Annotated in this window: 13 protein-coding genes; 8 read left to right on the top strand and 5 right to left on the bottom strand. The window is 68.1% G+C overall.

Features of this window, described 5'->3' with window-relative positions; translation table 11 throughout:
* Nucleotides 1-430 precede the first annotated feature (430 nt).
* Both WDC87_RS10020 and WDC87_RS10015 read right to left on the bottom strand, forming a co-directional pair.
* Entirely contained in the window at nucleotides 431-3,073 is a 2,643-nt protein-coding gene (locus WDC87_RS10020; RefSeq protein ID WP_072167604.1) for a PAS-domain containing protein, read from the bottom strand.
* Nucleotides 3,074-3,139: 66 nt separating this feature from the next.
* Entirely contained in the window at nucleotides 3,140-4,309 is a 1,170-nt protein-coding gene (locus tag WDC87_RS10015) for a porin (RefSeq protein ID WP_252745079.1), read from the bottom strand.
* Between the two features lie 332 nt (nucleotides 4,310-4,641).
* Between WDC87_RS10015 and WDC87_RS10010 the strand changes: the two genes are divergently transcribed.
* On the top strand, nucleotides 4,642-5,985 hold the full coding sequence (locus tag WDC87_RS10010) for a dicarboxylate/amino acid:cation symporter (RefSeq protein ID WP_072167602.1): 1,344 nt from the start codon (nucleotides 4,642-4,644) through the stop codon (nucleotides 5,983-5,985).
* A 230-nt stretch (nucleotides 5,986-6,215) separates the two neighbouring features.
* Nucleotides 6,216-8,507, top strand: coding sequence for an NADP-dependent malic enzyme (locus WDC87_RS10005; protein ID WP_005419150.1), 2,292 nt, complete (start codon nucleotides 6,216-6,218; stop codon nucleotides 8,505-8,507).
* Nucleotides 8,508-8,899: 392 nt separating this feature from the next.
* Here WDC87_RS10005 and WDC87_RS10000 read toward each other — a convergent pair whose 3' ends face one another.
* Nucleotides 8,900-9,643 (bottom strand): basic secretory protein-like protein, encoded by a 744-nt coding sequence (locus tag WDC87_RS10000; protein ID WP_072167601.1) that lies wholly within the window; start codon nucleotides 9,641-9,643, stop codon nucleotides 8,900-8,902.
* Nucleotides 9,640-12,984 carry a GH92 family glycosyl hydrolase gene (locus tag WDC87_RS09995; protein WP_252745080.1) on the bottom strand — a complete coding sequence of 1,115 codons (3,345 nt, stop codon included), beginning with the start codon at nucleotides 12,982-12,984 and terminating at the stop codon, nucleotides 9,640-9,642. The genes WDC87_RS10000 and WDC87_RS09995 overlap by 4 nt, the downstream gene beginning before the upstream one ends.
* 418 nt (nucleotides 12,985-13,402) lie before the next feature.
* Between WDC87_RS09995 and WDC87_RS09990 the strand changes: the two genes are divergently transcribed.
* The 4 genes from WDC87_RS09990 (at nucleotide 13,403) to WDC87_RS09975 (ending at nucleotide 16,643) form a co-directional block, all read left to right on the top strand.
* Nucleotides 13,403-13,600 carry a zinc-finger domain-containing protein gene (locus tag WDC87_RS09990; protein ID WP_005410967.1) on the top strand — a complete coding sequence of 66 codons (198 nt, stop codon included), beginning with the start codon at nucleotides 13,403-13,405 and terminating at the stop codon, nucleotides 13,598-13,600.
* A 15-nt stretch (nucleotides 13,601-13,615) separates the two neighbouring features.
* Nucleotides 13,616-14,731 carry a glycosyltransferase gene (locus WDC87_RS09985; protein WP_061479571.1) on the top strand — a complete coding sequence of 372 codons (1,116 nt, stop codon included), beginning with the start codon at nucleotides 13,616-13,618 and terminating at the stop codon, nucleotides 14,729-14,731.
* Complete coding sequence (locus WDC87_RS09980; protein ID WP_252745081.1) at nucleotides 14,712-16,043, top strand: O-antigen ligase family protein; 1,332 nt, start codon at nucleotides 14,712-14,714, stop codon at nucleotides 16,041-16,043. The genes WDC87_RS09985 and WDC87_RS09980 overlap by 20 nt, the downstream gene beginning before the upstream one ends.
* Before the next feature lie 150 nt (nucleotides 16,044-16,193).
* Nucleotides 16,194-16,643: a transposase gene (locus tag WDC87_RS09975; protein WP_072167598.1), complete on the top strand. Its 450-nt coding sequence runs from the start codon at nucleotides 16,194-16,196 to the stop codon at nucleotides 16,641-16,643.
* 108 nt (nucleotides 16,644-16,751) lie between these two features.
* Here WDC87_RS09975 and WDC87_RS09970 read toward each other — a convergent pair whose 3' ends face one another.
* Entirely contained in the window at nucleotides 16,752-17,669 is a 918-nt protein-coding gene (locus WDC87_RS09970) for an LpxL/LpxP family Kdo(2)-lipid IV(A) lauroyl/palmitoleoyl acyltransferase (RefSeq protein ID WP_061479569.1), read from the bottom strand.
* Nucleotides 17,670-17,729: 60 nt separating this feature from the next.
* Between WDC87_RS09970 and waaA the strand changes: the two genes are divergently transcribed.
* On the top strand, nucleotides 17,730-19,028 hold the full coding sequence (gene waaA, locus WDC87_RS09965) for a lipid IV(A) 3-deoxy-D-manno-octulosonic acid transferase (RefSeq protein WP_065178339.1): 1,299 nt from the start codon (nucleotides 17,730-17,732) through the stop codon (nucleotides 19,026-19,028).
* A gap of 223 nt (nucleotides 19,029-19,251) precedes the next feature.
* Nucleotides 19,252-20,502 carry an amino acid transporter gene (locus WDC87_RS09960; RefSeq protein WP_252745082.1) on the top strand — a complete coding sequence of 417 codons (1,251 nt, stop codon included), beginning with the start codon at nucleotides 19,252-19,254 and terminating at the stop codon, nucleotides 20,500-20,502.
* Nucleotides 20,503-20,598: the final 96 nt, after the last annotated feature.

The following is a 20,598-nucleotide window of genomic DNA, read 5'->3' as shown; positions in this document are numbered from 1 at the left end:
CACAGCCCCTCGTGGGTGGACACGTAGAGCAGTTCATGGGAGAGGCTGGGCAGGTTCCGTGCGCGTCCACCCACGGAAGAGAAAAGAGGATCAAAAGCAAAGGCAGCCTGGCAGGCCGCTTTTTGTAGAGCCGAGCCCACGCTCGGCTGCTTTGCGGCCGGTCCGCGAAGCCGAGCATGGGCTCGGCTCTACACAAGCAAGCGCAGTGCGCGACCCGCTTTTGATCTTATTTTCTTCTCCGAGGGTGGACGCGCACGGCACGTGTCCGTGGCCGGGTAGATGGGCTGCACAGGGGCGTGAGCCGCATGGATGCGGCGACCGAGCTTACAGGGACGTACTTGCAGCGCCCCCTGTGCAGCCCATCTACCCGGCCCCACCGATGAACTGCTTTGCGCGACCACCCACGAAGGGCTGCGCCGTTGGCTGGAAACTACCCGCGATGCCGGATCAACAACTGACTCATCAGCGCCCGCAGCGCCGGCGGCTTTACCGGCTTGGCCATCATTCCCCAGCCGCGCTCGGCGGCCATCTCACGCAATCCCGCATCGCGCTCTGCAGTGACCAGCACCACCGGTGGGCGTGCCTGCCACAACTCCGCCAGCGTCTCGTACAGCACCGGCCCGTGGTGATCGCCCATGCGCACATCCAGCAGCACCAGCTCCGGAACCGTCTCGGCACTGGCCAACTGCAGCGCCGCCTGTGGCCCATCGGCCAGCGCCACCTCGCAGCCCCAGCGCTCCAGCAGCGCACGGCTGGCCGCACACACGTGCGGATCGTCGTCGATCACCCACACCCGACGCCCACGCAGCGGGTTGTCCGCGCCCGGTTCCTGCGCCAGTACCGGCGCAGGCGCGGTGGCCGGAATCGCGCTGGCTTCGCCGAACGGTACGCCTACCGCGAACACGCTGCCCCGGCCCAGCTGCGAGCGCAGCCGGATCGGATGGCCGAGGAGGCGGCCGATGCGGTCGACAATGGCCAGGCCAAGGCCGGCGCCGCGCTGCTGGCCGTCGTGCAGGCGACGGAACTCCTCGAAGATCTCGCCCTGCAACGCATCGGGAATACCCGGGCCCTGGTCGTGCACTTCGATCCACAGCAGTCCTTCACGGCGGCGGCAGCCAAGCAGCACGCGACCGCGTTCGCTGTAGCGCAGCGCGTTGGACAGGAAGTTCTGCAGGATGCGGCGCAGCAGCGCTTCATCGCTGACCACCACGGCATGGCTATCGACCCAGTCCACCACCAGCCCGCGTGACTGCGCGGCGATGCCGAACTCGCGCGCCAGTGTCTGCAGCAGGGGGCCCAGCCGGAACGCCTGTACGCGGGTGGGCAGGCTGCCTGATTCCAGCCGCGCGATATCCAGCAGGCTGTTGAGGATCGCGTCCTGCGCCGCCAGCGCGGCATCGATATGATCGGCAGTCTGCTGCTGCACCGGGTCGCCCAGCTTGCCGCGCAGCACTGAGACGAACATGCGCGCAGCGTTGAGCGGCTGCAGCAGGTCGTGCACTGCCGAGGCGACGAAGCGGGTCTTGTAGCGGTTGGCCTGCTCGGCCTCGCGCCGCGCCTCGTCCAGGTCACGGGTGCGCTCGGCGATGCGGTGTTCCAGCGCATCGGCCAGCGAGCGCAGTTCGCGCGCCGCATTCTTGTAGCTGGTGATGTCGGCGTAGCTGGTGACGAAGCCGCCGTCGGGCAGCGGATTGCCGCGGATCTCCAGCACCGTGCCGTCGTCCTTTTCGCTCTCGCGCATGTGCGGGCGGCCACTGCGCAGGTGGTTCAGGCGGCGCTCGATGGCCTCGTCCACCGGGCCGGGACCGAGCAGGCCACGACGGGCATTGAAACGGAACAGTTCCTCGATCGGCCGGCCGACGCGCACCAGGTCTGCCGGGAACCGGAACAGTTCCAGATAGCGCGAATTCCACGCGACCAGGCGCAGGTCGCGGTCGATCACCACAACACCCTGCGGCAGGTGTTCGAGGCTGCGGCTGAGACCACTGTCGGCGTCGGTGGCGGCCTGCAGCAGGCCATCCTGTGCGGTGCGCAGCTCCTGTGCGTGCTGCTTGAGCAGGGTTTCCAGTTCGCGGCGGCTGCGCAGGCGATGCTTGGCCAGGCGCCTGCGTTGCTGCACGAACAGCACCAGGAAGCCCAAGGCCAGCCACGCGGCACCGCCGGTCAGGGCGGCCGCGCGACCTGCTGCAGTAGCGGCGCCGGCGTCGTGCAGCAGGTGCAGGTTCCAGCCCTCGGCGGGCAGCGCCAGGCTTTGCCACAGCCTCGGCTGCGGCAGCGCAGGATCCAGCAGCCGCACCATGCGGCCGCCATCGGACAGCACGTCTTCGGTACGTGCACGCAAGGGCTGCAGGGCACGGTCGGCGTACTGACGTGCATCGAGCATTTCGCGGCGCTCACCGGCACGCAGCGGACGCAGCAGCCGGTAGCGCCAGCTGTCCCGGTTGGACAGGAATACGACGTCATGGTCGTCGCTGGCCAGCACCACGTCCGGGCTGCTCAACCATTCCTGTTCCAGCGCGGACAGCTCGACCTTGATCACCACCACGCCGAGCCGCTTGCCGTCAGCCTCGATGGCCTGCGAAAGGTAATAGCCGGGCACGCCGGTGGTCATGCCGATGCCGTAGAAGCGGCCACGGCCCTGCGCCAGCGCCTGGCGGTAGTAGGGGCGGTAGCTGTAGTTCTCGCCGACGTTGCTGGTCGGTTGGTCCCAGTTGCTGGCCGCCACCGCCACACCATCGTGGCCGACCAGGGTCAGGGTCGAGGCCCGGGTGACTTCATTGGCACGTTGCAGCTTGAGGTTCAGTCGCTGACGTTCGCCGGGCGAGGGCGGCACACGCAGTGCGTGCAGCAGATCCGGATCCAGCGCCATGACCTGCGGCAAGGTGCCGAAGCGGTCGATGCGCTGTTGCAGGCCCTGGCCATACAGCTGCAGCTGGCGTTGCACCTGGCTGCTTTCGTCGCCGAGCGCGCGCCGCCAGGCGTAATGGCCAGCGGCGACCGCGCACAGCACGGTGCCACCGACCATCACCAGGATGGTCAGCAACAGCATCCGGTGGCGGCTGAGCCAATACATGGCGGCAGTCTACGCAGGGCCGGCGGGCGCGGCGTGCACGCCCGCCGGGGTCTGACGTGGAAGGGGTCAGAAGTGCATCTGCGCGCGCAGTTCGAAGATCTCCGGCGTGCTGTGCACGCCACGACGGCTGGCGTCGACCTTCACGTAGTTGGCCTGGAACTTGAAGTGGCTGGTCAGGTACCAGTTCGCACCCAACGTCAGGTCGTGCTGGCGGCCACCCAGGATGTCACCATCGTCGAGGTCCAGGCGGCTGTAACGCGCCACCAGTTCGACCGCACCGTAGTTGTGCGCCGGCTTGATGTTGGCCACCGCGCCGGCGTTGTACGGCCGCGATTCGCCGGTCAGCACCCAGCTGGCCATCGCGTACTGGCCGCTGCCGGTGAAGTCGGGCTTGCCGTCATGGCGGGTGACCGTGGCGCGCAGCGCTTCGGCCTGCAGCGAGAACGGGCCGCGGATCCAGATGCCTTCCAGGCCGGTGCGGCGGATCTGGTCGGCGGTGACCAGCGCGCCGGAATCGACGTAGCGGATGTCGGTCAGGCCGGCTTCCGGGCGCGCGCGCAGGCGGGCGCTGGCCTCGTGGTGCACGTCGCGGCCGTCGCTGTAGCCGCGTGGGTTCTCCTGCGAGTAGGCCAGGCCCAGGTGGATAACGTCACCCGGTGCCTTCACCGGCGTCCACACCGCCCGCACCGCCTGGGTGGTTCCGGGGTTGTCGCCCTGCAGGTCCTTGCCGCCATAGGCGCCTGCCTGCAGCAGGTACTGCGGGCGCTCCAGCACCCATTCCACACCGGTACGGCGTCCTTCGTAGAAGGCCTGCACCGGCAGCGAGGTTTCCAGGAAGCTGCCGGCACGCGAAGAGGTGTTCGCATCCAGGCCGACCGGGGTCTTCATGTAGCCGAAGCGGAAGCGGCCGACGTCACGGCCGAAGAAGGCCTTGCTCTCGAAGCGCACGAACACGTCCAGCCAGGTATCGGCCTGGAAGTCGTAGTAGACCATCGCGTCGTACACGCCCTTCTTCTTCAGCGTCGCACCGAATTCCTTGCGCCGCACGGCGTCGACGTCCTCGAGGCCGCTGGCCGAGGAGAAGTCGTTGTAGTCGTAGGCGATGTTGGCGGTGGCCGCCAGCTCGGTGCCATCGCCGAAGGTGTACCTGGTCGGCCAGTTGTCGAAATCGGCGGCCGAGGCGAAGGCGGGAAGGGCGGCCAGCGACAGGGCCAGCAAGGTGGGATTCGGGCGCATGTTGGGTGCGGCTCTCTCAGATTGCGTGTGGACAGGACATCAACGGCCGCAGGGGCCGAAACTTTCGCAGGGACATGCCCAGCCGTTCAGCCCGGGCCACCGGCCTTCCCGTTTCCGGGCGGTGCGGCGCCAGTGTAGGCACCTGTGCCACCTGAACCGGGGGGCTAGTACCAATAGGTTATCTGCGCCGGCGTGCCTGGCGCGTACAAAGGCGTCCATTGGTCGCACCCCCTGTGCGTGCAGTACAGGGCCTGCGATCAGTTTCCACGGTAACGGCTCCCGTGCAGTCCCGGGGCCGTACGTGCCTGAAAACGCCCCTTCCGGAGTCCGCCATGCACATCCCGACCGCAGCACCGGTGCCTGCAAAGCCGTTGCCGATCTATCGCCAGCTGTACTTCCAGGTGATCGTGGCGATCGTCCTGGGTGCCATCCTCGGCCACTACGAACCGCTGGTCGGCGAGAAGATGAAGCCGCTCGGCGATGCCTTCATCAATCTGGTGAAGATGATCATCGCGCCGGTGATCTTCCTCACCATCGTCACCGGCATCGCCAGCATGACCCACCTGCGCACGGTGGGCCGGGTGTTCGCCAAGGCGATGGCGTACTTCCTGTTCTTCTCCACGCTGGCGCTGATTGTCGGCATGATTGTGGCGCACGTGGTGCAGCCCGGCGCGGGCATGAACATCAACCCGGCCGAGCTGGACCAGACCGCAGTGCACAGCTACGTCGAGAAGTCGCATGACCTGACCCTGGTCGGCTTCCTGATGGACATCATCCCGAAGACGCTGCTCAGCGCTTTTGTCGATGGCAACATCCTGCAGGTGCTGTTCGTGGCCGTGCTGTTCGGCATCGCGCTGGCGATGGTGGGCGAGAAGGGCAAGCCGGTGCTGAACTTCCTGGAGGCGCTGGTCGCCCCGGTGTTCAAGCTGGTGCACATCCTGATGAAGGCCGCCCCGATCGGTGCCTTCGGTGCGATCGCCTTCACCATCGGCAAGTACGGCGTCGGCTCGCTGATCAACCTGGCCTGGCTGGTGGGCTCGTTCTACCTCACCGCGTTCCTGTTCGTGGCGGTGATCCTCGGTGTGGTCTGCCGCCTGTGCGGGTTCTCGGTGTTCAAGCTGGCGCGCTACCTTAAGGCCGAACTGCTGCTGGTGCTCGGCACCTCCTCGTCGGAGTCGGCGCTGCCGTCGCTGATGGAGAAGATGGAACGCGCCGGCTGCAGCAAGTCGGTGGTGGGCCTGGTGGTCCCGACCGGCTACTCGTTCAACCTGGACGGCACTAACATCTACATGACCCTGGCGGCACTGTTCATCGCCCAGGCCACCAACACCGAACTGACCCTGGGCCACCAGATCGCCCTGCTGCTGGTCGCCATGCTCAGCTCCAAGGGCGCGGCCGGTGTCACCGGCGCCGGTTTCATCACCCTGGCCGCCACCCTGGCCGTGGTGCCGGAGGTACCGGTGGCTGGCATGGCGCTGATCCTGGGCGTGGACCGGTTCATGAGCGAATGCCGCTCGCTGACCAATTTCATCGGCAATGCGGTGGCCACCGTGGTGGTCTCGCGCTGGGAAGGCGCGCTGGACCGCAACCGCCTGCAGCTGGCGCTGGATGGCCGCGAGAGCGAACTGCCGCCGCCGGTCGATGCGCTGCCCGAGGCGCTGCCGGCCAAGGGCTGATCCAGGTGTGTGGTACCGCGGGGCCGATCACGTCAGTGGTACGGCCCCGCGGCGTTTCAGGGCGTCCCATGGCTGTCATGGGCAGCGCCGAAGCTGGTATCGCGGTACCGTCGCATACGGCACGGAATTGTGCGGTCGCAGCATGCTTGCGACAGGATTGCGACAGGTCCGGACGCTCCAACGGGGGTATCATCCCCTGTCCCTTCTGCCCATTCATGTAACCCACATCGATGTCCAACGAAGATTTCAAACAGGCCGCCCTCGATTACCACCGGATGTCCCCGCCGGGAAAGATCAAGGTTTCCGCTACCAAGCCCATGCTGACCCAGCGCGACCTGTCGCTGGCGTATTCGCCGGGCGTGGCGTACGCCTGTGAAGCGATCAAGGCCGACCCGCAGCAGGCCAGCGAGCTGACCGCCCGCGGCAACCTGGTGGCGGTGATCTCCAACGGCACCGCGGTGCTGGGCCTGGGCAACATCGGCGCGCTGGCCGGCAAGCCGGTGATGGAAGGCAAGGGCGTGCTGTTCCAGAAGTTCGCCGGCATCGATGTGTTCGACATCGAAGTGGATGAGACCGACCCGGACAAGCTGGTCGACATCATCGCCTCGCTGGAACCGACCTTCGGCGGCATCAACCTGGAGGACATCAAGGCGCCGGAATGCTTCGTGGTCGAGCGCAAGCTGCGCGAGCGCATGAAGATCCCGGTATTCCATGACGACCAGCACGGCACGGCGATCATCGTCGGCGCGGCCGTGCTCAACGCGATGGCGATCACCGGCAAGAAGATCGAGGAAGTGAAGCTGGCGACCACGGGCATGGGCGCGGCCGGCATTTCCTGCGTGAACATGCTGGTGCAGCTGGGCCTGAAGCCGGAGAACATCCTGGCCTTCGATCGCGAGGGCGTGATCCACACCGGTCGTACCGACCTGGACCCGGAAAAGCAGCGCTATGCGCGCGACACCGACAAGCGCACCCTGGCCGAGATCGTCGACGGCGCGGACATTTTCCTGGGCCTGTCGGCACCGGGCATCCTGACCGCCGACATGGTCAAGACCATGGCGCCGGATCCGGTGATCTTCGCGCTGGCCAACCCGACCCCGGAAATCATGCCGGAGGTGGCGCGCGCTGCGCGTCCGGACGCGATCATCGGCACCGGCCGTTCGGACTACCCGAACCAGGTCAACAACGTGCTGTGCTTCCCCTACCTGTTCCGTGGTGCGCTGGACGTGGGCGCCACCGCGATCAACGAGGAAATGAAGATCGCCTGCGTGCGCGCCATCGCTGCACTGGCACGCCGTGCAGCCACCGACATGGGCTCGGCCTACGGCGGCGAGACCCCGAGCTTCGGCCGTGAATACCTGATCCCGCGCCCGTTCGACCGCCGCCTGCTGGTGGAACTGTCGGCCGCCGTGGCCCAGGCCGCGATGGATTCGGGCGTGGCCTCGCGCCCGATCGAGGACATGGGCGCCTACCGCGACAAGCTGGCCCAGTTCGTCTACCGCACCAGCCTGATGATGAAGCCGGTGTACGACCGCGCGCGCAGCGACAAGCAGCGCGTGGTGTACGCCGAGGGCGAAGAGGAAGTGGTGCTGCAGGCAGTGCAGAACGTGGTCGATGACGGCCTGGCGCATCCGATCCTGATCGGTCGCCCGGAAGTGATCGAGTCGCGCATCGAGCGCCTCGGCCTGCGCCTGAAGATCGGCGAGAACGTTGAAGTCACCAACATCAACGACGACCCGCGCTTCAACGAATACTGGCAGTACTACCACGGCCTGACCGGCCGTCGCGGCGTGACCGTGGCCGCGGCGAAGAACCTGATGCGTTCGCGCCCGACCCTGATCGCAGCGGTGATGGTCGCCCGTGGCGAAGCCGATGCGATGCTGACCGGCATCGTCGGCCGCTTCCACAAGAAGCTGGGCTACGTGCGCAGCGTGCTGCCGCTGGAGCCGAAGGTCACCTCGACCTCGGCGATGACCGGCGTGATCAACCAGCAGGGCGTGTTCTTCTTCGTCGATACCCACGTGCAGGAAGACCCGACCGCCGAGCAGCTGTGCGAGGCGACCCTGCAGGCGGCCTATCGCATGAAGCTGTTCGGCATCGAGCCGAAGGTGGCGCTGCTGTCACACTCCAACTTCGGCAGCCATGATTCGAAGGATGCGCTGAAGATGCGCCAGGTGCGCGAGCTGCTGCTCAAGCGCAACCCGCGCCTGAACGTGGATGGCGAAATGCAGGGCGACACCGCATGGGATGAAGCGCTGCGCCAGAAGCTGCTGCCGGGCTCTACCCTGCAGGGCCGCGCCAACCTGTTCGTGCTGCCGAACCTGGAAGCGGCCAACATCGCCTACAACCTGGTGCGCGTGTTCACCGACGGCGTGGCGATCGGTCCGATCCTGATGGGCGTGAACAAGCCGGTGCACATCCTGACCACCAGCGCGACCTCGCGCCGGATCCTGAACATGACCGCCATTGCGGCGGTCGATGCGCAGATCAGGAAGCAGCTGGAAGCGGAAAAGAAGGCATAAGCCTTCTTTCCAGCGACAGCTGCGGAAACGCGCCCCACGGGGCGCGTTTTTGTTTCCGCGCAGCGGAAACGGGTAGTGCCGGCCGCTGGCCGGCAACCTCAATCATGTCCAGATACACGACGACAGCCGGCCAGCGGCCGGTTCTACCCCGGGCTGTGCCACACGCGCTACGCAACCCGGTCATTTCCCTGCAACGCCACTGCGGCCCAATACGCCCACGCGGCCCGGCCGTGGGAAGGGACCGGACCGGCCTTCCCACCCTGGGCCCGACCAACTTCCCATCGGCGAGGGTGTCATGCGCAATCGAGTGACGCGGCGGTACTTCCAGCAGCTGTTCGCGCTGTACGCCGGTTTCGTGCAGTCGCGCTGAGGCGCCGGCGACAGCGTGGGCGTCAGCGCCGCTTGCCGCGGCGTGCAGGGGCCGGCGGCGGAGCGTCGGAACGCGGCTTGGCGTACTGCGCCCACAGCGCCGGCAGTGCCTTGCCGGTGTGCTTCTGCCACAGCGCCGGTGCATAGCGGCCGTCGCGCAGGGCCTTGTCCAGTGCCAGCACCAGGCCTGGATGTTCGGCGTCGGCCCATTTCAGGAACGCACCGGTGACACGGTAGCCGCTGTCGAAGTTCTGCCCCTTCTCGACCTTGCCCGGCAGTGCCCAGCCCGCGGCGGCATTGTCCATGCCGTAGCGGTCGCGTGCGTAGTCGGCGATGCCCTCCACCAGCCAACCCGGCACCCGTGCGTCGCCATAGCCCGGATAGCCCTGCACGATGTGCATGGCCTCATGGGTGACCAGGTCGATGTCGTTGGGGTGCTGCGCCAGCCAACCCGGGTTGATGGTGATCGTTGCGGCCTGGTCCTTGTCACCGACGAAGGCGATCCCGGTGTAGGCCGGGTCGATCACGATGCGCACCATCGACGGCGCGGCCGGGTGGAAGTCCGCACGTTCGCGCAGGTAGGCGAAGTAGAACGTATCGATCACCCGCTTGCGCTGCGGCGCGGCCAGGGCGCCACGGGCGTCCTGGTAGTTCAGCGTCACGCCGTCGCGGATCAGCTGCGCATCAAAGGCCTGGGTCTGGCCGAAGCTGGAGAAGGAAAGGGCAACAAGGGCCAGAGGCAGCAGACGGTAGCGCATGGGGCTCATTGTACGGCGCTGGGCGCCAACAGTTCGATCTCCGCCAGCGGCAGCCGGCCCGGTGCGGCCAGGCGCAGCCGATACTCGCTGTAACGACCGGGTTTGGCGATGTGGAACGGTCGGGTCTGGCGGGCAGACTCGAAGGCTTCGCCGCTGCGCTGGTCGAGCACGATCCAGCGGCCGTTGCCGCTGCGCGCTTCCAGCGTCCATTCGCCGCCCTGGATGCGGCCGTCACCGCTGGTGAGCGTGTACATGGTCGGCACGCCGTCGCCCAGGCCGGTCAGTGCGATGGTTGCGCCGCCGCCCAGGCCGACGGTCGTGGCGGCATCGTCGTCGACCAGCGCTGGCAGGGCGCGACCATCGGCCAGCGTCGCCTTGGCGCCACTGCCGAGCAGGTCGTGCAGCAGCTGCGGGCGCTGGCCCCGCGCGGTCAGCGAGCGCGGCACATCGTCCACGCCGCTGCCCCAGCGCGACGGCTGCGGCCCCATCACGAAGTCCAGCGTCGCGCCCTTGGCGATCAGCTCGTGCGGCACCCAGGTCTTCGTCCACGGCTTGCCATTGATCTTCAGCGACTGCACGTAGACGTTCTCGCGTGAGTTGTTGGCCGCGTTCACGGTCAGCACCGCACCGCCCTGCAGTTCCACCCTCGCATGTTCGAACGCCGGTGAACCGATCACGTACTCCGGGGCGCCCATGCGCAGCGGATACAGGCCCAGCGAAGCCAGCACGTACCACGCGGAGGTCTCGCCGTTGTCCTCGTCGCCCGGATAGCCCTGGCCGATCTCGCTGCCCACATACAGCCGCGACAGGATCTCGCGCACGTGCTGCTGGGTCTTCCACGGCTGCCCGGCGTACAGGTACATCCATGGGATGTGGTGCGCCGGCTGGTTGCTGTGCGCGTACATGCCCATGCGCACATCGCGCGCTTCGGTCATCTCGTGGATGGTGCCGCCGTAGGATCCGGCAAACGCGGGGTCGGCGGTTTCCGGGGTGGAGAAGAAGGCATCCAGCTTCGCTGCCAGCTTGTCACGGCCACCATAGAGCGCGGCGAGTCCTTCGCCATCGTGGGCGGCGGTGAAGGCGAAGGTCCAGCCATTGGATTCGGTGTAGTCGTGGCCCCACACGCGCGGGTCGTAGGCCCTGGCGTCCACGCGCCACTGGCCATCGGCCTTGCGGCCCTGGAAGAAGCCGGCGGCCGGATCGAACATCGTCGCGTAGCTGGCGGCGCGATGGCGGAAGTAGTCGGCCTCGGTGCTGTAGCGCTCGCGTGCCGCCGCCGTGGTCGCGCGCTTGGCCAGGGCCTCGGCCATGTTGGCGATGCCGAAGTCATTCAGTGCGCCTTCCATCGTCCACGACATGCCTTCGTGCACGTCCGCGCTGGCGTAGCCACGGAAGGTCGAACGGTCCATGCCCTTGCGGCCGACATGGCGGTCGGGGGGTACCACGGTCGCGTTCTTCAGCGCGGCGGCGTAGGCCTCGGCCGGATCGAAGCCGCCGATGCCCTTCAGCCACGCATCGGCGAAGGCCACGTCCGAACTGGTGCCGACCATCAGGTCGGCGTAGCCCGGCGACGACCAGCGTGCGATCCAGCCACCGGCACGGTACTGCTCGATGAAGCCCTGCACCATCTGCCCGGCATCGTCGGGCGTGAACAGCGCATAGGCTGGCCAGGTAGTGCGGAAGGTGTCCCAGAAGCCGTTGTTGACGAATACCTTGCCATCGCGCACGCCGGTGAAGCTGCGGTTCGCGCTGCCCTCGGTGTTGTCGTCGCTGGCGCTGGCCTGGTTGGCGTAGCGCCAGTCAGGCGCGGCCGCGCTGCCGGCATTCTCGTGGCCGGAGTTGGGATACAGGTACAGCCGGTACAGGCTGGAATACAAGGTGGTCTTCTGGTCGTCAGTGGCATCGCCGATGTCGAAGCGGGCCAGGCGCGCGTCCCATGCATCCTGCGCACGGCCGGCCACGCTTTCCAGCGTGTCGGCGGCGGCGATTTCCAGCGCCAGGTTGTGACGCGCCTGTTCCACCGAGATCAGCGAGGTGGCGATACGCATCGTCACCTGCCGGTCGCTGCCGGCATCGAACTTGATGTAACCGGTCGGGCGGCCGGTGTCGAGGCGGCCGCTGCTGCGCCACGGCTTGTCGAAGCTGGCCACCACGTACATGCGGCTGGCGCCGTTGGACAGGCCACTGCGCGTATCGGTGTAGCCGCTGAGGGTCTGCGTGGCCGTGTCCAGGGTCAGGCCGCCACGCGCATCGACATTGTCGAACAGCAGGTTGGCGTCGCCGCCCTCGGGGAACTGGAAGCGGAACAGCGCGGCATGGTCGGTCGGTGCGATGGCAGCAGCGATGCCATTGTCGAAGCGCACGTCGTAGCGGTAGGGGCGCGCGCTTTCATGACCGCGGTCGAACGACAGCGCGCGCTTGCGGCGGTCGGCGTCCGGCACGCCACGGCTGGCCGAGGGCATCACCTGGAAGGTCTGGCGGTCGCCCATCCACGGGCTGGGCTGGTGGCTCAGTGCCAGTGCCTGCAGCTGCGGGCGGTTCTGCGCATCGTTCTGTTCGTTCCAGCGGTACAGCCAGTTCAGTGCGCCGGCGTCGGTCACCGGGGTCCAGAAGTTGAACCCGTGCGGCACCGCCGTGGCCGGGAAATTGTTGCCGCGCGAGAAGGTGCCGTTGGCCTGGGTGCCGCGGGTGGTCAGCACCCAGTCGGAGACGCGCTGCGGCCGCTGCCGCGGTTGGGCATCCAGGCGCACGTCATCAATCCAGCCAGCGACCGGCGCACCCTCGGCGCTGGCCACCTCCAGCTCGATCGCCACCACGCGGCGGCCCTTCAGCGTGGGCACGTCGCCCAGCCGCACCGCCTTGCGGGCCCACTGTTGCGGGTACAGCGTCTTCGATTCGCCCTGCGCGCGCGCGCCGATCGCCACGCCATGCTGGTCGCGTGCCGCACCGGCCGAAACGCGGCTGCCATCGTCCAGCAGCAGGTCCAGCGATACATAGGTCGAGGCGACGGTGTCCTTGCCGACGATTTCCGGCAGCACCAGCCACGACAGCGTGGTATCGGCCTCGATGGGCAGGTCGGCCTTGAACAGTTCGCGCCGCGCGCTGCCGCCTTCGCTGCTGTAGCGCAGCGCATGCAGGCCGCTGTAGCCGGCATTGCGCTTGGCGGCGTAGGGCGCGGCCGGTCCATTGCCGATCGTGACCTGAAGCGCACCGGTGGCCTGCGCCGGGACAGGTTCGCCCGGTTCGAACGAGGTCTGCAGCCCCTGCGCCCGCGCCGGCATCGCAGTGGTCGCACAGGCCAGGGCCAGGGCGAGCGGAAGCAGGGCGCGGCGCGGATCGGACAGGGTCATGCAAGGGTCTCCCGGAAGGGCTGGCGGCGGGCGAACCCGCATCGGCGGACACCACGGACAGCATCGCTCCGCCCGCCAGGCTGGCAGTGGAAGAGGCGATGCCGGTCCGGTGGGGGCGGGCCATGCGATCGGGTTGGATTGGGTGGGTCGAGGTGCGACCTGGCCCGATCCTGCAACAGCCGCCGCGCGCTGGCAAGTGCCATTTAGTTCGATCCAAATGCGGGAAATATCGCTGGAGCCGATTCTGGCGAGCGAACCTGCCGGAACGACCGCGAAATCCCCGGAATCACCGCCGCCCGGCGTGCGGCGGGGAGATGCGAGGCATCGGCGGCGGCGTGCAAAGGCCCGTTGCGGGGCAATGTCGTTGCGGCCCAGATGCTAGAATCACAGGCCTCGCAACCCGTTCACCGAATCCGCCATGAGCCATACCGCCACCGCGCCCGCCAACGCCGAGAAGCGCTACACCGTGCACCGCAGCGATCTGCCGTTGAGCTGCCCGACCCCGGAAATGGCGCTGTGGAACTCGCATCCGCGCGTGTACCTGCCGATCGAGGACGAGCCCAACGGCGAAGCGCAGTGCCCGTACTGCGGGTCCGTGTTCGTGCTGGCCGACTAAACGGCGGCCCCTTCGATGCGCCGATTGACCGTGGTGCAGTTGCTGCCGGCGCTGCACTCCGGTGGTGTCGAGCGCTCGACCCTGGAAATCGCTGCGGCCCTGGTTGCCGCCGGCCATCGCGCGCTGGTGGTGTCTGCCGGCGGCCGCCTGGTGCAGCCGCTGCTGGACAGCGGTGCCGAGCACCTCACCCTGGATATCGGCCGCAAGTCGCTGCTGACCCTGCGCCATCTGCCGACCCTGCGCCGGCTGTTTGCCGAAGTTGGTGCGGACATCGTGCATGCCCGTTCGCGGCTGCCGGCCTGGTTGGGCCTGTACGCGATCCGCGCCATGCCCGCCGCACAGCGCCCGCATTGGGTGACCACCGTGCACGGGTTGAACTCGCCCAGCCGCTACAGCGCGGTGATGACCAGTGGCGAACGCGTGATCTGCGTGTCCAACACCGTGCGTGCCTACGTGCAACGCCATTACCCGACGGTGCCGGAAGAAAAACTGCGGGTCGTACCGAGAGGTGTCGACGTCAACCAGTTCCCGCGCGTGGCGCGCGCCGACCGCCGCCCGCGGCTGGCCCTGGCGGCCGACTACCCTTGGCTGGCGCAGGTTGAGGGCCCGCTGCTGCTGCTGCCGGGGCGCGGCACCCGGCTGAAGGGCCACGCCCACGCGCTGCAGCTGCTGGCCGACGTGCGTGCCGCCGGCGTGCCTGCCCAGCTGTGGATGCTGGGCACCGACGAACCCGGGCGCGAGGCCTACGTGGCTGGCCTGCGCCGCCAGGCCGCGGCGCTGGGCGTGGCCGAGGCCGTACAGATCAGCACGCCTACCGTCCGCATCGCCCAGGCCTACGCCGCCAGCGATCTGGTGCTGCAGCTGTCGGACAAGCCGGAAGCCTTTGGCCGCACCGTGCTCGAGGCGCTGTCGGTCGGCCGCCCGGTGCTGGGCTGGGACCACGGTGGCGTCGGCGAACTGCTGCAGCAGCTGCAGCCCAGCGGTGCGGTGCCGCTGGGCGACGCGCACGCGCTGGGTGAACGTGCGCTGGCCCTGCTGGCGCAGCCGCCGTCCCTGCCGACCCGCATCCCGTTTACCCTGCAGGCCATGCAGCGCGACACCCTCCGCCTCTATGCCGATCTCGCCGGCTGACCCCGCTGCCACCGTGCGCGACGACCGTGCCGGGCGCTGGGCGCCCTGGTGGGTGCTGGCGTACGTGGCGATGTGGCCGCTGCCGGGCATTGCCGAAACCGTGCTGGGCCTTGGCGCGGTCTATGCTGCCGCGCGCATGGTGATGCGCCGGCTGCAGCGCCGCCCGCACCTGTTGAGCACGGCGGCGTGGGCGCTGACCTCGATCCTGTTCCTCGGCTACTGGCTGCCGCAGGCGTTTTCGGCCATCGATGCGATCGACCCTTCGGCCTCGTGGACCAAGGCGGCCGCCGGACTGCGCTACCTGCCCTTCATGTGGCTGGTGGCGATCGCGGTGGCCACGCCGGAACGGCGGCGCTTGACCTTCGGTGGCCTGGCGCTGATCACCGGCGTGTGGACGCTGGACGCGCTGGTGCAGGCGCTGGCTGGCACCAGCCCGTGGTTCTGGTCGCTGGAACACCTGAAGCTGGCCGTGAGTGGCCACGCGTTGTGCCCGGCCGACGAAGCCGCACTGGCCGACCGCCTCAGTGGCGCGCTTGGGCCCTGCAATCTGAAATTCGGCCAGGTGCTGGCCAGCCTGTCACCGTTCCTGCTGCTGCCGATGGCGCGGCGTTTCGGCAATGCAGGGTGGCTGCTGGCCGCTGCGACACTGGGGTGCGTGCTGCTGCTGGCAGGTTCGCGCGCCTCGTGGATCACCTTTGTGCTGGTGCTGGCCTACAGCGGCGTGCGCCAGTTCGGCTGGAAGCGGCTGCTCCTGCTGGCCCTGGTGGCAGCGCTGGGTACGGCCGCACTGACAGCGGGCGTGCCGCAGCTGCGCGAGCGTGTCGCGCGCACGGCGCAGGCATGGAACGAAGACGGGCAGGGCGTTGACGAGGCGCTTTCGGGGCGCGCGCGCATCTGGACCGCAGCGGTGTGCATGATCGAGGAGCATCCGGTCAACGGTGTCGGTGCGCGCGGCTTCCGCGATGCGTATCCGGCCTGCGTGTCAGATGAGGGCCCCGCCGTGTGGGGCAACCAACCGGCGTTGCACGCCCACCAGATCGTGCTGGAAATCCTTGCCGAGACCGGCGTTCTGGGCCTGCTGCTGTGGTTGGCGGCGGTGGCGCAGGCCTGGCGGGCCTGGCGCTATGCCCCGGCGGCTGCGCGTGATCGCGCCCGGCCGGCGATGCTGGCGCTGGCGGTCACGGTGTTCCCGCTCAATACGCACCTGGCGTTCTATTCCGCTTTCTGGGGTGGCCTGACGGTGCTGCTGGCAGCCCTGTTCGCCGGCAGCCTGCTGGCGCGGGACGCGGACGACACGCCGACGGTGCTCTGATCGTCCATCCACGCATGGCGCGGCTCTACTGCATGTACCGAACGGAGCGTGCTTTGGTAGATCCACGCCATGCGTGGATGGAGCATTCCCGACGCGAATACCGGTCAACCACCACTACCGGTGTTTCCATGCGTATCGCACGCTGGAGGCATGGCCAGCCCCAGACTTCGCTACGGTCGGTATTCCCGATCCGGCAACGTGTACTCATTGACCACAGCAACCCTCGGCCGCGAACCGTTGTTCGCCGATGCGGCAAACGTTGCGATCCTTATCGACACACTGCGCTTCGTAGAGCGCAAGGGCTTCAGCCATAGCCTCGCCTGGGTGGTCATGCCCGACCATCTGCACTGGCTGATGGAGCTGCGCGGAGGAACCCTGGCCGAGTGTATGGCCCTGCTCAAATCACGCAGCAGCCGTCTGTTGAACCGGCGATTGGAGCGACAAGGGCCGCTGTGGCAGCGCGGTTACCACGATCACGCCGTACGCAGCGATGAATCCCTTCATGAGAAGGCGATGTACATCATGGCCAATCCGGTCCGTGCGGGCCTGGCCAGCACGTTGGGTGAGTACCCGCACGCATGGTGCCGTTGGCCGTTGTAGGTGCCGCCATCCGGATGTAGAGCATCCACGCATGGCGTGGATCTACTTCAGAATGCTCCGCGTCATCAAATCCACGCCATGCGTGGATGAAACCCTCCCGCCGCACCGCTATTTGTAGAAATCACTCCGGCCGCCGGGCTGGCGCTTGAAGCGGCGGTGGATCCACAGGTACTGGTCGGGAGCCTCTCGCACCATCGCTTCGATGGCCTGGTTGACCCGGGTGGTATCGGCTTCCACATCCTCGCTGGGGAAGTTCTCCAGCGGCGCGCCGATCTTCAGGAAGTACTTTCCGCCTTCGCGCCGGTGGAAGTACGGAATCACCGCACAGCCGGTCATGCGCGCCAGCTGATGGGTGGCGGTGATGGTCGAAGCGGTGTGGCCGAAGAACGGCACGAATACCGTGTCCTTGCCTCGCATGTCCTGGTCTGGCGCGTACCAGAGGAAACCGCCCTTCTTCAGGTGGCGCACGGTCGCGCGGATGTCCTCGTTGGCGAACATCGCCTTGGCATAGCGCAGGCGGCCGAACTTGACCGCCCACTCGTACACCGGGTTCTTGTGCTTGCGGTACATGCCGGAAAGATCGACGTAGTCGCACAGCAGGCGGCCGCACATCTCCAGGGTCATGAAGTGGCCGGAGACCAGCAGGACGCCGCGGCCTTCGGCCTGCATCTGCCGCAGGTGTTCCAGGCCTTCGACCCGTACCTGCGGGCGGATGCTGTCGATGCTGCCCCACCAGGCGCGGATGCACTCGAACACGCCGACGCCCAGCGCATCGAAACTGTCGCGCACCAGGCGCTGCCGCCACGCTTCGTCCTTCTCGGGGAAGCACAGCTGCAGGTTGACCTCGGCGGCGCGGCGGCGGCTGCCGAGCAGGCGCCAGGTGATCCAGCCGACGCCCCGGCCCAGCGCGCGCTGCAGCATCCACGGCAGGCGGGCGATGGCGAAGGCGCCGAACATGGCGGCGAACATCGGCCAGTTGCGCGGATCGCGCAGCGACGGGCGGACGGCGGTGGAGGCATCTGACATGGGGCCATTCTACCAAGGCGGCCGCGTGTCTTTCCCGGGGGGCTCCCGTATCCTTGCCGCATGCGTAAAGACCCTGTCGAATGGATCCTGCGCGGCCTGTACTCGGTCGTGCTCTATATCCTGCTGCCGATCACCGTGTACCACCTGGTCTGGCGCGGTTTCCGGGTCCGTGAGTACTTCCGGCGCTGGGACGAACGCTACGCCTCCTATCCGCAGCCGACCGGCCAGCCACGGGTGTGGCTGCACGCGGTCTCGGTGGGCGAGGTCAATGCCGCCGCGCCGCTGGTCAATGCCCTGCGCCAGCAGCGCCCGGACATCCGCTGGGTCATCACCACCATCACTCCGACCGGCTCCGAGCGCGTGCGTGCGCTCTGGGGCGACGCGCTGGACCATGTCTACCTGCCGTACGACGTGCCGGGCAGCGTCAACCGCTTCCTCGGCCATTTCCAGCCCAGCCTGGCGCTGATCCTGGAAACCGAGTTGTGGCCGAACATGCTGTTCGGCTGCCGTGACCGTGGTGTTCCGGTCTACATCCTCAATGCCCGGTTGTCGGCGCGTTCGCTGCGCGGCTACCGGCTGCTGGCCGCATTGATCCGCCGCGCCCTGCGCACCGTCACCTGCGTGGCCGCGCAGTCGCAGGACGATGCCGAGCGCTTCGTGCAGCTGGGGGCGGAGCCCGGCCAGGTGCAGGCACTGGGCAACCTGAAGTTCGACATCACCACGCCGGACGTGCAGGGCTTCGTCGAACAGTTCCATGCACGGGTGCCGGGCGCGCGCCCGGTATGGATCGCCGCCAGTACCCATGACGGCGAAGAGCAGGCGGTGATCGACCTGCACCGCCGCCTGCGCCAGCAGCATCCGGATCTGCTGCTGCTGTGGGCACCGCGCCATCCCGAACGTTTCCCCAAGGTGGAAGCGCTGGCGCGCGAACAGGGCTGGAGCGTGGCGACCCGCCGCGTGGACCAGTGGCCGCACGCCGCCACAGACGTGTTCGTCATCGATACCCTCGGCGAGCTGATGCCGTTCTACGCCTGCGCCCAGGTCGCCTTCGTCGGCGGCAGCCTGCAGGCCATCGGTGGCCACAACCTGCTGGAGCCCGCTGCGATGGGAACCGCGGCGGTGACCGGCCCGCACCTGCACAACTTCGCGGAAATCTCCCGGCGCATGCGCGAGGCCGGTGCGCTGCTGATCGGCGAAGATGCGCAGGCGGTGGGCGACCTGCTGCAGCATCTGCTTGAAGATGCGCAGGCCCGCGAAGACATGGCGCGTGCGGGCTGCACGTTGGTCAGCAATGGCCGTGGCGCGCTGCAGCGCACGCTTGCGCTGGTCGCACCGCACCTGCCACCGCCACGCGAGTGATCCCGGCGTTGCGGCGTCGGCGGCGCTGCGCTGCGTTGTCGTGATCAACTTCATCAATTCTGCTTAGCGACGATTTTTCTGTCGTTGCTGGACCGACCCTGCCGATGGCAGCGTGCCTGCCATCACATCGTGGCGCACGCAGCACCGATTCCGATTCCGCAGGACGACGCAGGCTGCCAGCCTGCTGTCGACCGCGCTTGGGCGGATATCAAGGGAACTTGCGATGGACGGCGACAGGGGCAGGGACGGCACCGGTGGGGCGCACTTGGGGATGGACCACCTGGCTGTGGTGGCACTGACGCTGCTGGTGGGCGGCAGCGTGATCGCGCTGGTGGGCCAGCACACGGCGGCACAGGCGGGCCCCGCCATCGTACTGAGCCTGTTGCTGGCCGCACTGGGGGCTGGCCTGGTGCTGTGCTGCCTGCAGGATCTGGTGCTGCGACTGCCGGCGGCCGATGGCCTGTACGGGCTGCTGGCCGCCAGCTGGGGGCCACGGGTGGCCGTCGTTCTGGGCACGATCCTGTTGCTTGAGCTGACGGCGACCACGGCGGGCGCGGCACAGTCCATGGCCCGCCATGTACATGCGGTGCTGGCTACCGGAGGCCTCCATGCCAACGACTGGCTGCCCGTGCAGATAGCGGCGGCCGTGGGCCTGCTGACGTTGAGCGCGCTCGCGTTGCTGCCGCCGCGGGGTGTGGCCCTGGCGGCCTGTGCGCTGCTGACGGTGAAGATCGGTGTGGGGGTGTTGCTGCTGGCGCTGGCGGCACGTCACGTGCACTACGGGCATTGGATTCCCTGGCTGCCTCCGGCGACCGCGCCGTATCGCTTCGGGCTGGGGGGCGTGCTGGCGGCTGCGGTGCCGCTGCTGGGCATATTTGCCAGCGTGGGCCTGGCACTGGGCTTTCCTGCGCTGCGCCGCCAGGGCGCGATGTGGCAGCCGGCGGTGCTGGCGCTGGTCTCGTTGCTGGCGATGCTGCTGCTGATCGTGCTGGCAGCATTGCAGGCCGGGCTGGTCGAGTTTTCCGCGCTCGCCAGTACCCGGCCACTGGCCGTGGCGCTGCAGGTGCACCCCCAGCTGCAGTGGATGCTGCCATTGTTGCCCCTGGCCGGGGCAGCGGGCCTGGCCGCCCTGCAGTTGGTGCTGCTGATGCTGGCCGTCCGGTTGGCCACATCGTTGTGGCCCCGCGCAGCTGACGCGGCGGGACGATCCCGCACGCGCCTGAGCGCAATGGTGGTTGCGCTGCCGGCGGTGATGCTGGTGCTGGGGCTGCCGCAGGGCACCTTGCCGGCGCTGCCGGGTCCGGCAACGCTGGTGGTGATGGCGGCGCTGTGCCTGGCGGTGCTGCGCCGGCGTCGGGATGACACCCGGCAAGGCGCAGCCGGCTGCGGGCTGATGATGTCGATGCTGGCCCCTTTGGCAGCCGCGCTGTGCGTGCTTGCGGCGTTGGAACGCCTGCGCGCGTGGCCGGGCTGACGGTTCGTGGGGCCACGCCGGGGGGGGCGCGTGTGTGGATGCAGCACCTGCAAAAAAGCCACCCTCGCGGGTGGCTTTTTCGTTGCAGGGGTGGCG

Origin of the sequence: Stenotrophomonas maltophilia group sp. Smal12 (genome assembly GCF_037079935.1) — a bacterium.
GTDB classification, from domain to species: domain Bacteria; phylum Pseudomonadota; class Gammaproteobacteria; order Xanthomonadales; family Xanthomonadaceae; genus Stenotrophomonas; species Stenotrophomonas sepilia.
This window is presented reverse-complemented; position numbering and strand designations above follow the sequence as displayed.